Below are 13775 nucleotides of genomic sequence, written 5' to 3'. Positions count from 1 at the left end.
CCAGTACGCTGTCAAACACCCCCAAGACGGGCGCTGAATCCGATACTACACATTTGAATGTTTCGACCATCACAGAGATTTGCCAACCTACCGTGATTCTTTAACGGAGTAAAATCATCTTTTTCTCATGCCAGATTCATGGACACGGGATGGCAGGTACTCGGCCTGCCCTGGTACTGGGGCTGTAGAACAGCTGCGCGAGATCGAAACCACGGGGGTGAGCCACGATGGCTGACCCGCTGATGATACTGCTGGCGGTGCTGCCGCTGGTCGCCATCACGGTCCTGATGGTCGGGCTCTACCAGCCCGCGACGACCACCATGCCCATTGCGTGGGTGACGGCCGCGGCCGTCGGGCTCATCGGCTGGGGCATGTCGCCCGACCTCATCGCGGCGGCGACCATCGCCGGCGTGTTCACCGCCACGGAGATTCTGTGGATCGTGTTCGGCGCGATACTGCTGTTGTTCACGCTGAAGGAATCGGGCGCGTTCGACGCCATCAACGCCGGCTTCTCGTCCATCAGCGACGACCGGCGCGTGCAGGTCGTCCTGCTCGTATTCCTCATGGGCTCGTTCATCGAGGGTGCGGCCGGCTTCGGGACGCCCGCAGCCATCGTCGGCCCGCTGCTCGTTGGCCTCGGCTTCCCGCCGCTGGCGGCCGTCGTGGTCGCCCTGACGGGGAACATCATGGCCATCACGTTCGGGGCAGTCGGGACGCCGCTCATCATCGGGCTGGAGGACGTCTTCAGCAAGAACACGGCGATACAGGAGGCCATCAACACGGAGGGCATGACCGTCACCCAGTACGTCGCGGACGCGGCGGTCTGGGCGGCCTCCATCCACGCCATCGTCGGCATCGTGCTCCCGTTCATCGGGGTCGCGATGATGACCCGCTTCTTCGGCGAGGAGCGCTCCATCAAGCCGGCGCTCCAGGTGCTCCCGCTCACCATCTTCGCGTGGGCTTCTTTCGCGATTCCGTACTGGCTCACCGCGTACTTCCTCGGCCCGACGTTCCCCGCGCTGCTCGGCGCGATGGTCGGGCTGTTCATCACGGCCGGGACGCTCAAGGCGGGCTTCCTGCTCCCCGACGAGGAGTGGGACTTCGCGCCCCGCGAGCAGTGGCCCAGCCACTGGGTCGGCGACATCGAACCCGGCGAGTCCGTCAGCGGTGGTGACCAGACCGTCGCCGCCGATGGCGGCGTCGTCCAGGAGAGCCGCGACATGTCGCTGGGCATGGCGTGGGCACCGTACATCATGACCGCCGCGCTGCTGGTGGTCACCCGCGTCTGGACCCCGCTCCAGAGCTTCCTGAACGAGAACCTCGTCATCGCGTGGAGCAACATCCTCGGGACCGGCCTCGACGGGTCGTTCCGCACGCTGTACCTGCCGGGTGCCATCTTCGTGTTCGTCAGCGTCATCACGTACCTGCTGCACGGGATGGACGGGCAGGAGGTCAAGAACTCCTGGCAGGAGACCACCCAGAAGATACTGCCGGCGGTCATCGCGCTGTGGTTCGCGGTCGCGACCGTCCAGATCATGATCAACTCCGGGCAGGCGGCGGGCACCGACAGCATGCTCGTCATCCTCTCGGACTTCACGGCGAACCTCGCGGGTGGCGTCTACCCGTTCTTCTCGGCGCTCGTGGGCGCGTTCGGCGCGTTCATCGCCGGGTCGAACACGGTCAGTGACATCCTGTTCGGGACGTTCCAGTTCAACGCCGCACAGAACATCGGCGTCCCGACCCAGATCCTCGTCGGCGCACAGGCCGTCGGTGGGGCCATCGGGAACCTCGTCGCCATCCACAACGTCGTGGCCGCGCTGGCCGTCGTCGGACTGGTCGGCGAGGAGGGTCGCGTCATCCGCCTCGAACTGATTCCGCTGCTGTACTACGCCGCGATGACGGGCGTCTTGACCATCCTGTTCGCCTACGTCGTCGCACCCGGGGCCTTCTGACGGAGGCCGTTTTTTCGTACTTCCAGCCATGAGACACGATATGCACGACCCGATTCACACGGGTGACAGACGATGACCGGCGTCGAGAGCGACGTCGCCGAGCAGTGGGCCGCACGCGCCGGGGACTTCGGCGTCGAGGTGACCTGGACCACCGCCGACGAGGCGACGGCCGCCATCGCCGACCTCGTCGACGACCCGGCGGTCGGTGCGCCGCTGCCCTGGGACGACGTGTCGCTCCCTGAGGGCGTCCAGACCGACCCGACACCAGCCGCGCTCGATGCCGCCAAGACGGGCGTCACGGCGGCCGACCTCGCCGTTGCCGAGTACGGCAGTCTCGTCCTCCGGCAGACGCCCGAGGGGAGCGAACCGGCGAGCGTCTTCCCGGACCTCCACGTGGCGGTCCTCCGGGCGGACGACGTGGTCCCCGACATGGCCGCGGCGTTCGAGTGGCTCGGCGACGAGCTCCGCGAGACGCGGGACTCGGCCATCCTCGCGACCGGCCCCTCGGCCACGGCCGACATGGGTGCCCTCGTCAAGGGGGCCCACGGCCCGAAGGCGGTCCACGTGGTGGTGATTCGATGAGTTCGGAGTCGCGCGAGGCGAAGGCCGCCCGCATCCGCCAGCTGCTCGACACCGAGGGGACCGCCGTCGGCGAGAACGCCCGCGGCTTCAACCAGGGCCGGTACGACTCCGTCGGTAAACTCGACGACTACGAGGACCTCAAATCGGAGGCCCGGGCCATCAAGGAGGACGCCATCGAGCGCCTCCCCGAGCTCATCGACCAGCTCACCGAGGCGGTCGAGGAGAACGGTGGCACGGTCTACATCGCCGACGACGCCGCGGACGCTAACGAGTACATCGCCGAGGTCTGTGCCGACCAGGACGCAGAGCGCGTCGTCAAGTCGAAGTCGATGACCAGCGAGGAGATCGAGGTCAACGAGCACCTCGAATCCCGGGACGTCGGCGTCACCGAGACCGACCTCGGCGAGTGGGTTCTGCAGGTCGCCGACGAGGCCCCGAGCCACATCGTCGCGCCCGCTATCCACAAATCGAGGGCCGAGATAGCCGACCTGTTCAACGCGGTCTTCGAGCCCGAGGAGGAGTTAGAGACCGCCGAGGAGCTGACGATGTTCGCCCGCGAGAAGCTGCTGGCGCACATCAAGGCGGCCGACGTGGGCATGACCGGCGCGAACTTCCTCGCGGCCGACTCGGGGACGATGGCGCTGGTCACCAGCGAGGGCAACGCCCGGAAGTCGGTGACGGTCCCCGACACGCAGATAGCCGTCGCCGGCGTCGAGAAGGTGATTCCCAGCGTCGAGGACCTCCAGCCGTTCGTCGAACTCATCGGGCGCTCCGGCACCGGTCAGGACATCACGAGCTACATCTCCCTGCTCACGCCGCCGGTGGACTCCCCGCCGGTCGACTTCGACGACCCGGAGACGCCCATCACGGCGGGCGAGTCGGACAGGGAGTTCCACCTCGTCCTCATCGACAACGGCCGCCTCGACATGCGCGAGGACGAGCACCTCCGCGAGACCCTGTACTGCATCCGGTGTTCGGCCTGCTCGAACACGTGTGCGAACTTCCAGGGCATCGGTGGGCACGGCTTCGGCGGCGAGACCTATTCGGGAGGAATCGCCACCGGCTGGGAAGCCGGCATCGAGGGCCTCGACACCGCCGCCGAGTTCAACGACCTCTGTACCGGCTGCTCGCGGTGTAAACCCGCCTGCCCGGTCGAGATCGACATCCCCTGGATAAACACGGTCGTCCGCGACCGCATCAACCGCGAGGGCGAGTCTGAAAAGTTCGACTTCCTCGTCGACGGCCTGAGCCCGGACGCCGAGGGCGACGACGGCCCGGAGCTCCAGAAGCGCCTGTTCGGCAACTTCGAGACCCTGGCGAAGACGGGCAGCACGTTCGCCCCCCTCTCGAACTGGGTCGCGAACTCGTCGCCGGCGAAGGCACTGCTGGAGCGGACCGCGGGCGTGGACCGCCGCCGCGAGTTCCCCAGCTTCGAGCGCGAGACGCTGGTCGAGTGGTTCGCGAACCGGGACTCGCAGGCCCCGAACCACACCGACCGCAAGGCCGTCCTCTACCCGGACGTCTACACGAACTTCATGCTGGTCGAGCGCGGGAAGGCCGCGGTCCACCTGCTCGAAGCGCTCGGCGTCGAGGTCGCGGTGCCCTCGGTCCCAGGTGCCGGTCGCGCCCCGCTCTCGCAGGGGATGATCGACACCGCGACCGAGAAGGCCGAACGCGTCACGGCCACGCTCGCGCCCTACCTCGACGACGGCTGGGACGTGGTCGTCATCGAGCCGAGCGACCTCGCGATGTTCCGCGAGGACTACGACCACCTGCTGCCCGACCCGGCGTTCGAACCCCTCGCAGAGAACAGCTACGAGGTGCTGGAGTACGCCTTCGGGATGCTGGCGAACGGGGCCGACGCCGAGGTCCTGTCGACCGCGACGGGCGACGAGACGGTCGCCTACCACAGTCACTGCCAGCAGCGAAGCATGGGGCTCGAAGCGCACACCATCGCGGTGCTGGAGGAGTGCGGCTACGACGTGACCACCAGCGAGGTCGAGTGCTGTGGCATGGCCGGCAGCTTCGGCTACAAGGAACAGTACTACGACCTCTCGGTCGACCTCGGTGAGGACCTTGCGGGGCAGCTCAGGGAGGCTGACGGCGACCACGTCGTCGCCTCGGGCACCTCCTGTACCGACCAGATAGACGACCTGTTCGGGGAACGGCCGCTCCACCCGGTCGAACTGCTCGCGCCGGGACGCGGCCGGTAGCACCTCGCTTACGCTGCACACTCCATCTCGAGGGAGGCTGCGACACGCCGATACCAGCCGCTCCGTGGTGGTCTCCCCGAAGAAGTGCCCCTGCTGTGCTCGTCGTGTCGGTACCGTACCGCTACTCGCGTGCCTGGTCGAGCAGGCACGATATCGTGCAGTAGTAGTGTCGTATCTCCTGTTTCGCGCCCTTGAACTCCATCGGCTTGACCACCTCGATGTGGGTGTCTTCCTCCTCGTCGATGTCGTCCATGCAGACGTTACATTGTGGCATGTTTTGTGTCACCCTGGTGACCCCCGGGGCCGCAGGCAGGCGACCCATCGCCGGCCATGAGCCGTGGTCACACGGAACTGGGTCTTCAATGATTATTGAACTGTCGGCCGTTCAGACTGGTTCGAGACCGTTCAATCCCGGTCGTAGGCGCCTGATTCCTCGAATTTCCCGCGTCTTCGCAACACCGAGGGGGTTCGGCACTGGCCGACCGCGCCGGTGACCTGCGGGACGGTGCAGTTGTTGCAGTTCTCGCAGACGACGCGGGTACCGTCGCCCGCCTCGTCGGCGAGCAGCCGGGCCGCAAGCTTCGGTTCGGCGTAGAACGGGCGGGCCATCCCGACCATGTCGCACGACTCCCCCAACAGGCGGTTCATCTGGCCGCGTTCGCGGACCCCGCCTTCGAGCAGGACCGGGACGTCGACCACGTCGCGAATCCGCCGGGCCAGGTCGGCGTTCCAGGCGGGCTCGAAGTCGAACTGGAACGATTCGAGCCAGTTCATGAACCGGACGCCCCTGGTTCGCAGGCGGCCGCCGAACGCCTCGGCGTAGCCACCCTGGAAGGACTCGTCGCGCCACGCCCGCTTTGGGTACTCCCCGCGGACGATGCTCATGTCCCAGACCACGGAGGTCCGGACCGGGACGATGGCGTCGTAGCCGATGTCGGCGAGCCGGTGGGCGATGTCGACGGCGTCGTCGTCACCCAGCTTTCTCCGAACGACGGGCGGGGCCGGGGCCTCCGAGGGGACCTTCGTGACGATGGGTGTGTCGCCGACCCGCTCGCGCAACTCGTCGTGGACGACTTCGAGGAACCGGACGCCGTCGCCGAACTCGTCGTCGCGGCGGTTGTAGAAGGGCGAGAGAAACTGCTGGATGATGCCCATGTTCGCGCCAGCGAGGTGGATGCCGTCGTAGCCCGCCTCGACGCAGCGCTCGCCGGCGTTCCCGAAGGCTTCGGCGAGGTCGTACACCTCCTCCGTACTCATGACGTGTGGGTCGAAATCGAGGAATCCCAGCCGGTCCAGCAGTCGGAGTTGCCAGGGCGGGCGCGAGACGGCGAGTTGCTGCTCGCCGGGATGTTGCTCGCGGTAGCCGGCGTGCCAGGTTTCCATGCTCCGCAGGCCGCCGTGTTCGAGCTGGACGAAGATCGTCCCGCCGTGGTCGTGGATGGCGTCGGTGAGGTTCGACAGGCGAGAGACGAACTCGGGGTCGTGGACCCGGGTCATCCCCGGGGCGGCACACCCCCCGTCCTCGGTGACGATGGTCGCCCCCTGGAAGACCAGTCCGACACCCGACTCGGCGGCCGGTTCGAGGTCCGCGACGAGGATGTCGACGGCGTCCTCGCCGTTCCCGGCACATTCGAGCAGTGGCGCGCGATACAGCCGGTTCGGTACCTCAAGGGGGCCGATGGTGACGGGGTCGTCCAGCCGCGGCATGTGAGAGGGTTCGCGCGGGACGGCCAAGAAGCTGTCACCGACGGGCGGCGGTTACTGGCAGACCAGACCGTAGTGGTACGGCGGCAGGTCGACCGTCCGAATCTCGTCGAAGCCAGCCTCGCGGACGAGGTCGATGCAGTCGGCCTCGCACAGCCGCAGGTCGGTCGGCGGGCCACGCACCGCCTCGAGCACCGTCGTCTCCTCGCGGGGCAGGTCGTGCCAGTTCACGACGACGAGCCGTCCCGAGTCAGTCAGGACCTCGCGGGCGCTCTGAAGGAAAGATTCTGGTTCGGGCACCCCGTGGAGGGTGTTCGCGAACAGCACCACGTCGACCGGTTCTGGTAGGAGTTCGGGCAGGGCCCTGGCGTCGCCCTCGATGGTCTCGATACGGTCGAGGCCGGCATCGGCCGCCCGGTCGGCGAGTTCACCGAGGAGGTCCGAATCGATGTCGACCGCGTACACCGGCTCACCGGTGATGCGGGCCGCCGGGAGCGTGAAGTAGCCGTTCCCCGAGGCCACGTCGGCGACGCTGTCACCTGCTTCGAGACCGAGGTCGCGAAGCGTGCCGGCGGGGTCGGGCCAGAGCGCGCTCCACCAGTCGCGGTCCGGCTGTCCCGTGTTCTGGAACTTGGCCATACGTGGTGCAGACGACTGCTCGATAAAAGCACTCTGGGGCTGTGCGTTTCGGCGCCCGGGGGATGGTCCCTCGTCGTTACTTCCAGGGGTTCGAGACGAGTTCGGCCTGCACCGCGCTGCCGACCCGAAGCGTGCAGTCGCTCCGGGGCTGGGCGATGCAGGGCAACACGTACCCCGAATCGAGATGCCTGTCTTTCAGCCCGCGGGGTGGCCTGACGTGTTCGAGCTCACCCTCCAACAGCTCCGCAGCACAGGTCGCACACGCCCCGGTCCGGCAGCCGAAGGGCAGGCCGAGGCCCTGTTCCTCACTCGCCGAAATCAGGTCCGTCTCGTCCGGGAGTACACAGGTTTCGCTTCGGCCAGACTCCCACTCGAACGTGACGGTGAACCGCTGCCGGCTCACGACCACACGTCGCTGGTACAGTCGCCGTCGGGCCAGCGAATCTCGTGCGCCCTCGCGGGACCGTGGGGCATGTCGCCGAAGTCGACCATGAAGTCGGTGTCGAGTTCCATCGTCCCTTTCCGTGGGTTCACGTCGGCCTTCAGCATCACCGAGCCCTGCGTGCCCTCGTCGGGGAAGAACTGGTTGTCCCACGAGGAGAACAGCGAGGTGGTCCAGTAGAGGCGCTCGCCGTCGAGGCTGAGCTGGAGCATCTGCGGGCCGCCGAAGACGGGGCGGTCGTCCTCGCCGGTGGGGCGGCGCGGGCCGAAGTTCCCGCCCGCCCAGACGCTGTCGACGTGGCGCGGATTCGCCGGGTCAGAGATGTCGTACATCCGGACCTCGCCGTGGAGCCAGTTCGAGAAGAACAGGTAGCGGTCGTCCATCGAAACCAGCAGGTCGGTGACGAGGCCGGGCATCGGGAAGTCCCAGTCGTCGTGCTCGCGGGGTTCGACGTCGATGACCTTGTCGGCGCGGTACTCGCCTCCCTGTTCGTAGAAGTGGAAGACATTGGACGACAGCGCCGCCCCGAGGAACCCGTGGGTCGACACCGGGGAGTGCAGGAACCGGACTTCGAGGGGAATCTGGCCCTCCTCGCCCAGGTCGATGGTCTGGAGAACCTCACGTTCGGTCCAGTCCCAGACGTTGATCTTGTGGCCGTACTTTCCGGCCTCGACGTCCTCCAGGTCGAAGCCGGGGTAGTACGTCTTCGGGGCGGCCCACTCGGTCGAGATCATCACGTTCTGACGGGGCTGGTACCAGTAGTCGTAGTTCATGCCGATGTCGCCCGGGGCGTCCCACCGGCCCGCGACCTCGAAGTCGTGGTCCAGTTCGAGGAACCCGCCCGGGAGGTCGCCGTCGGCGTTCCCCAGCATGCTCACGAGGATCTTCCCCTCGGGCACGCAGTGGACGGTGTGTGGGGCCGAGAGGTCGTGTGCGAACACCTCCTCGGGCTCGATGACCTTCGCCAGCTCGGGGTTCAGGCGGTCGGTGGCGTCGATCACGTGCAGGCGCGAGGAGCGCTGGCCGGGGACGAGGAGGTGGCTCCGGGCCAGTCCCTCCATGTGACACGACGAGGAGCAGGCGTTCCACCCGAAGTGGTGGAGTTCGTCGCCCTTGTTCGGCATCTCGACCCGGTTTACGACCTGCTGGTAGGTGTCGGAGTCGGGGTCGAGGTCGACGACGGCGAGGAAGTCCGGCGCGTCCACGTCGGTCCCGACGTACAGGCCCATGACGTACGCGAGTTTCTCGCGGTCGCCCTCCTCGATGGCGGCCTGCGGTGTGGCATATCCGGGCCCGTGGTGTTCGTGATGCTCGTGATGGGCGTGGTCACCGTGGCCAGCGTGGTGTTCGTGGTCGGCGTGGGTCTCGTCGTCGGGCTGGTGGGCGTTGCTCATGTGATAGAGTATATCATGCACAGGGGTCAACTCGTCGGGTTGGGTCTCTCGACTACCGGTATCTGTGACACATCAGAATCGAAACCCAGTTCGAAAACTCGGGGTAAGGAACTGCTTCCTCAAGCGAAATGTGGGGTACTTGCAAGCTAATGCGGGAATATTGTCATACTATCTGGCAAATATCTCTGCATCTCCCGGCGAGGCGACCTACTTGTTCACGGTCAGCAACACGGTTCGCTCACGGACCAGTTCCGAGAGCGTCGCGTCGGTGGCTGCCCGTTCCGCCCCACCCACCTCGAAGAACTCGCAGATGCGGGCCTCGTCGGCGGCGTCCCCGAGGGTCTCCGCCGGTTCCAACAGCCCTGCGAGGGCTTCGGCGGCGGCCATCTCTGCGTCGTCGGTCCCGAACGGCGCATCGGGGAAATCGGAGACGACGACGGCCACGACGGGCGTCTCCCCTTCGCCGACACCCATCGTCAGCGCCTCCGATATCTGGCGGCGACCCGCCGCGTACAGCAGAATCTCGACCGCGGCGTCACGGGCGACAGCCTCGTCGCGCAGCCACGCCCGGGCGGCCTGCCTGACCGCTGCCTCGAGATGTGCGCGGTCCACCACGTACCGGGCGTCGAACGCCTGGACCACGCAGTCGTGTTCGGTTCCGATCTCGCCGATTCGTGCGACGAAGTCGTCGATGTCGTCCACCGTCGCCGTCCCTTCTATCACGTGCATCAGAAATCACCCAGGCTCGTCTGGCTCTCTTCCGTCTCGTCGTCCGGTTCGGTCTCGTCCTCACTCGCCCGCTCGAACACCGCCTCGGTCTCGGGGTCGGCGTCGACCCCGTCCATCGAGGGGTCTTCTCTGCCCGCGTTCTCCAGGATGTTCTCGGCGGTCTTGCGCCGGCCATTCAGGGCAGCGAGCACGACGCTCTTGTCCGCGTCGCGGATGTCCGCGGGCGTCTCGATTCCGGCCTCGAACAGCTGTCTGGCGCGTTTCCGCCCGATGCCGCGCACCCCGACCAGTTCGAGGAGTTCCTCGTTGACGCCGTCTTCGACCCGCTTCTTCGCGTCCCGCACCCCGCGGGTGACGCTTCCAGGCAAGTCGAGTTCGCCCGAGATGCGCTCGGCCGCCCCGAGCAGCCACTGGGCGGTCTCGACCTTCCCGCGCAGGTCGCCCGGCCCGACCTGGTAGTCGGCCGTGATGCGGTCCTCGTCGACCTCGCTCGCCCAGTCCTCGAGCAGGCGGGCGGTCTTCAGCGCCGAGAGCCAGTCCTCCCAGCGGTGCTCCTCGTACTCCGAGGGGGCACTGCCGAGGAGTTCCTCTTCGCGCTCGTAGTACACCTCGGAGTACTCGTCGCGGTCGCCCGACTTGAGGTAGAGTTCGTACATGTCCGGCGTTCTGGAGACGAGGTGGTAGAGGCCGAGGGCGGTCGGTTTCTCGACTTTCGCGGGTTCGTCGTCGGCCTCGTCACGCTCGCCGTCCTCACTGTCGTCGTCACCGATGCTGTACGTCTGGAACCCGGCACTGCTGTCGCTGGCATCGAAACTGCTCGCCGAACTGCTCGTTCCAGGGGTTTGCCCGGCCCAGGCCCGCAGGCCATCGATGACCGTCGCCGCGCTCATCGGGTCGAGGTAGAGCTGCGAGACGGTGTGGCCGATTGCAGTTGCCGACAGTTCCTCGCCGTCGACCTCGATGAAGCCGTTGTGTTCGAGGTAGTCCAGCATCGAGTCCATGACCTGCTCCAGCCGCCCCTCCTCGGTCGACTGGGCGGCATAGAGGGTCTCCTCGAGGAACGCCTGTAGGCCGCTCCGCGTGCGGGCGAACCCGGACGCGATGGTCGCCAGGACGTGGGTCCGCATCGCGGGTTCGGCAGCCAGTTTCGACCGGACCGGCTCGGGCTCGGCGTAGACGTACCGGTCGAACAGCTCCTCGCGGTCGTCGTGGTTCGAGGCCAGTAGGACCGCTTCGCCGTAGGGGTCCCGGCCCGGCCGACCCGCCCGGCCCATCATCTGGTGGACTTCGAGCACCGACAGGGGGGCCATCCCGCTGCCGTCGTAGCGCTGCCAGTCGCGGACGATGACGCGGCGACTCGGCGTGTTCACACCCGCCGCCAGGGTCGGCGTCGCGCAGATGACCCGGAGTTTCCGGTCGCGGAAGGCGTCCTCGACCAGCGAACGGTGCTCTCTGGCGAGGCCGGCGTGGTGGAACGCGCCACCCTTGGCGACCACGTCGGCCAGATCGTCGCTGGTCTCGGAGTCGCTGACGCCCCGGACCTCCTCGGCGAGGTCCGCGAGGTCGTCCTTCTCGGCGGGCGTGAGGAACGGTTCGACCACCTCGGCGAGCCGTCGCGCCGCGGCCTCGGCGTTCCGCCGGGAGTTGACGAAGACGAGCGAGGCCCCGCCGTCTTCGAGCACGTCCCGGACCAGTGCAGCCTCCTGCTTCTCGCTGCCTCGCACCGGGACCTCTTTCTGCGAGCCGTCGTCGAACGACAGCGCGTTCCCGAAGTGGACGCCCTTGCGCAACTCGATGGGTCGCCAGTCGTCGTCGACGAGTTCCGCGTCCAGCCAGTCCGCGAGGTCGTCCGCGTTCCCGACCGTCGCCGAGAGCGCGACGACCTGGAGTTTCGGGTTGACCTGCCGGAGCTTGGCGAGGGTCACTTCCAGTGTAGGCCCCCGGCTCCGGTCGTCGATGAGGTGGACCTCGTCGGCGACCACACAGGTCAGGTCGTCTATCCAGGGCGCGCCGTTCCTGACGAGCGAGTCGACCTTCTCGGAGGTTGCGACGATGATGTCCTTCTGGCCGAGCCAGCCGCCCTCGGACTCGTAGTTCCCCGTCGAGACGCCGACGCTCACGCCGAACTCCTCGAACTGCTCGAACTCAGCCTTCTTCTCGGAGGCCAGCGCCCGCAGGGGCACGATGTAGAGCGCCTTCCCGCCCCGCTCGACCGCCGAGAGCATCGCCAGCGTCGCGATGAGCGTCTTCCCACTCGCCGTCGGGATGGAGGCGACGACGCTCTGGCCCTCGGTGACGCCCGCCTCGACCGCCTGCGCCTGTGGCGGGTACAGCTCCTCGATGCCCTGGCCCTGCAGGTGCTCGACGAAGGGTGCAGGGATGCCGGGCACGTCCGCCGTGTTCATTGACGGAGAGTGGTGCCTGCTCTGGTTTAAACTGTCGTCATCTCCCGCGACCCGGTCGCGCGTTCCTCGTACAGCCGGGCCATCCGCCCGAAGAAGACGAACATCAGGACGAGCGAGCAGGCGGTCCCGGCCGCCGTTCTGGCGGGTTGACGCTTCATCGCGGCGCGGAGCGTGTATAGTTGGACCGGAGCGCAAATACCCACGAACAGCAGGTTCGACACCGACGACAGCAGCCCCTCGTCGAGCCAGACGCGCTCCCCCAACACGACCCGCGTCGCCCACGCCGAGTCGTCCTCGGGTTCCGGCGACAGGAGCGGGTTCACCGCGACGAACACGAGGATCGCGGCCAGCAGGCGCTGTTCGCGCCGGTAGATGGCCAGCACCAGCAGTGGGTAGGTCGCGACGAACGTCCAGACGCTCCAGGGGTTGGCGTGGCCCGCCCAGAAGTAGCGTTCTGCGAGACCGGGACCGGCGTCGGTTTCGGAGGGCATCGTCTCGGGATACGACCAGAACCCCGATAAATCACCACGGCGCGTGCGGTCGGGCGTGTCGAGCGACAGCGAGACCGCGACGGCGGAAACGCGCGAGGGACGACCGGAGTGAAGCGAAGCAGAACGGAGAGAGTCGGCTGGGGAGGCCGAGGTGCGGTGCGGAGCGGTGCGGTCCCATTGCCACCAGCGCGAGTTCGCCACCTGTCGTCGCTGACACCAGTCGCCAATCGCATATCGAAATCATCGGCTTCGTTGAACTGCTCAATCGGTGAGTGGTCCCAGGGAGTGTGCTGCATACAGAGGGCGTATCTCTCAGTCAGAGCAAAACAGCGCGGCAATGGTGGAGCGTCTCTGCAAGTGTTCAGTCTACTCGGGGAGATTTCTGATGACCTCGCGATATTCGTCTTCTGTGAAGGCTTTCACCGTCTCGAATTTACCAGCACCACCCCTCTCGTACGTGAGCGCGAGGTGTGCAGCTGCTTCATCGTCGGGCAGGTCGGCGACGTATACGAAGTCGTATCGTCCGAAGGTCATGTAGAACTCCTTCGGTTCGCCACCCAACGATCTGGTCCGCTCCTTCACCATCTCGAGCCGGTCAGGACTCTGTTCGATGTTCTCTGCGCCCTTCTGGTTGAGCGTAACGAGCATGATGTACGTCGGCATCGGAGTACCTCTTGCATACCGTAGCCGACACCGTTCGACCCAGATGGTCCATCGGGCTAAGACATGCTCCGTATATTTTGTTCGCCACTGAGATAGGTGTTTGTCACGGAGTATCAGGGCCCCCTCGGGCACAAATACGGAGGGTTTCGATGGAGCCAAATCGTCCGCTGACAGGTCACCATCACCGGTCCTGAACGCACCCGAACCAACACGAGTTCGCGCCACAACCCACGACACCACCGTCCGTCAACGATTTACACCCCACGAGCGAACCCCCGCTACATGAAGATAGAGTACGACCGCGACACCTGCATCGGGATGTTCCAGTGCGTGGCCGAGTGGGAGGAGGGCTTCGAGGCCGACCGCGACGCCGGCAAGGCCGTCCTCGTCGACGGGGAGGAGACCGACGACGACCTGTTCGTCCGCGAGATTCCCGAGGACGCCGAGTTCGACGCGAAGTTCGCCGCCCGGGTCTGCCCGGTCGACGCGATTCGGGTGTACGACGACGACGGCGAACAGCTCATCCCCTGAGATAGATTAAATACCGAACCTGATACTCCC

The 13775-nt window shown here is 66.6% G+C and carries 13 protein-coding genes; 4 read left to right on the top strand and 9 right to left on the bottom strand.

Annotated features, from left to right (window positions below; genetic code table 11):
• Positions 1–227 precede the first annotated feature (227 nt).
• From N6C22_RS02200 to N6C22_RS02190, 3 genes are all read left to right on the top strand, one after another.
• The gene (locus N6C22_RS02200) at positions 228–1952 is read left to right on the top strand and encodes an L-lactate permease (RefSeq protein ID WP_261649085.1); all 1725 of its coding nucleotides are present in this window, start codon (positions 228–230) and stop codon (positions 1950–1952) included.
• Between the two features lie 72 nt (positions 1953–2024).
• Positions 2025–2534, top strand: a complete 510-nt coding sequence (locus N6C22_RS02195; protein WP_261649084.1) for an LUD domain-containing protein — start codon at positions 2025–2027, stop codon at positions 2532–2534.
• A complete protein-coding gene (locus N6C22_RS02190; protein WP_261649083.1) occupies positions 2531–4747 on the top strand; it encodes an LUD domain-containing protein in 2217 nt (738 codons plus the stop codon). The genes N6C22_RS02195 and N6C22_RS02190 overlap by 4 nt, the downstream gene beginning before the upstream one ends.
• Positions 4748–4868: 121 nt before the next feature.
• Here the strand turns inward: N6C22_RS02190 and N6C22_RS02185 are convergent, their stop codons facing one another.
• The 9 genes from N6C22_RS02185 to N6C22_RS02145 all read right to left on the bottom strand — a co-directional run bounded on the left by N6C22_RS02185 (position 4869) and on the right by N6C22_RS02145 (position 13214).
• Entirely contained in the window at positions 4869–5021 is a 153-nt protein-coding gene (locus tag N6C22_RS02185; protein ID WP_261649080.1) for a hypothetical protein, read from the bottom strand.
• A gap of 131 nt (positions 5022–5152) precedes the next feature.
• Positions 5153–6454, bottom strand: coding sequence for an NADH:flavin oxidoreductase (locus N6C22_RS02180; protein ID WP_261649077.1), 1302 nt, complete (start codon positions 6452–6454; stop codon positions 5153–5155).
• Positions 6455–6505: 51 nt separating this feature from the next.
• Entirely contained in the window at positions 6506–7090 is a 585-nt protein-coding gene (locus tag N6C22_RS02175) for a class I SAM-dependent methyltransferase (protein WP_261649076.1), read from the bottom strand.
• A 76-nt stretch (positions 7091–7166) separates the two neighbouring features.
• Positions 7167–7493: a 2Fe-2S iron-sulfur cluster-binding protein gene (locus N6C22_RS02170; RefSeq protein WP_261649075.1), complete on the bottom strand. Its 327-nt coding sequence runs from the start codon at positions 7491–7493 to the stop codon at positions 7167–7169.
• The gene (locus tag N6C22_RS02165) at positions 7490–8926 is read right to left on the bottom strand and encodes a selenium-binding family protein (protein WP_261649074.1); all 1437 of its coding nucleotides are present in this window, start codon (positions 8924–8926) and stop codon (positions 7490–7492) included. Before N6C22_RS02165 ends, N6C22_RS02170 begins: the two co-directional genes overlap by 4 nt.
• Positions 8927–9133: 207 nt before the next feature.
• Positions 9134–9655 (bottom strand): KEOPS complex subunit Cgi121, encoded by a 522-nt coding sequence (gene cgi121, locus N6C22_RS02160; RefSeq protein ID WP_261649073.1) that lies wholly within the window; start codon positions 9653–9655, stop codon positions 9134–9136.
• Complete coding sequence (locus tag N6C22_RS02155; RefSeq protein ID WP_261649072.1) at positions 9655–12060, bottom strand: ATP-dependent DNA helicase; 2406 nt, start codon at positions 12058–12060, stop codon at positions 9655–9657. Before N6C22_RS02155 ends, cgi121 begins: the two co-directional genes overlap by 1 nt.
• 26 nt (positions 12061–12086) lie before the next feature.
• The gene (locus N6C22_RS02150; RefSeq protein WP_261649071.1) at positions 12087–12551 is read right to left on the bottom strand and encodes a DUF6653 family protein; all 465 of its coding nucleotides are present in this window, start codon (positions 12549–12551) and stop codon (positions 12087–12089) included.
• A 366-nt stretch (positions 12552–12917) separates the two neighbouring features.
• Positions 12918–13214 (bottom strand): GYD domain-containing protein, encoded by a 297-nt coding sequence (locus N6C22_RS02145; RefSeq protein WP_261649070.1) that lies wholly within the window; start codon positions 13212–13214, stop codon positions 12918–12920.
• A 282-nt stretch (positions 13215–13496) separates the two neighbouring features.
• Between N6C22_RS02145 and N6C22_RS02140 the strand changes: the two genes are divergently transcribed.
• The gene (locus N6C22_RS02140) at positions 13497–13745 is read left to right on the top strand and encodes a ferredoxin (RefSeq protein ID WP_261649069.1); all 249 of its coding nucleotides are present in this window, start codon (positions 13497–13499) and stop codon (positions 13743–13745) included.
• Positions 13746–13775: the final 30 nt, after the last annotated feature.

The organism is Haloarchaeobius sp. HME9146, assembly GCF_025399835.1.
Lineage (GTDB): Archaea > Halobacteriota > Halobacteria > Halobacteriales > Natrialbaceae > Haloarchaeobius.
The sequence above is the reverse complement of the archived record's forward strand: the minus strand, read 5'-3'. Positions and strand labels throughout refer to the sequence as shown.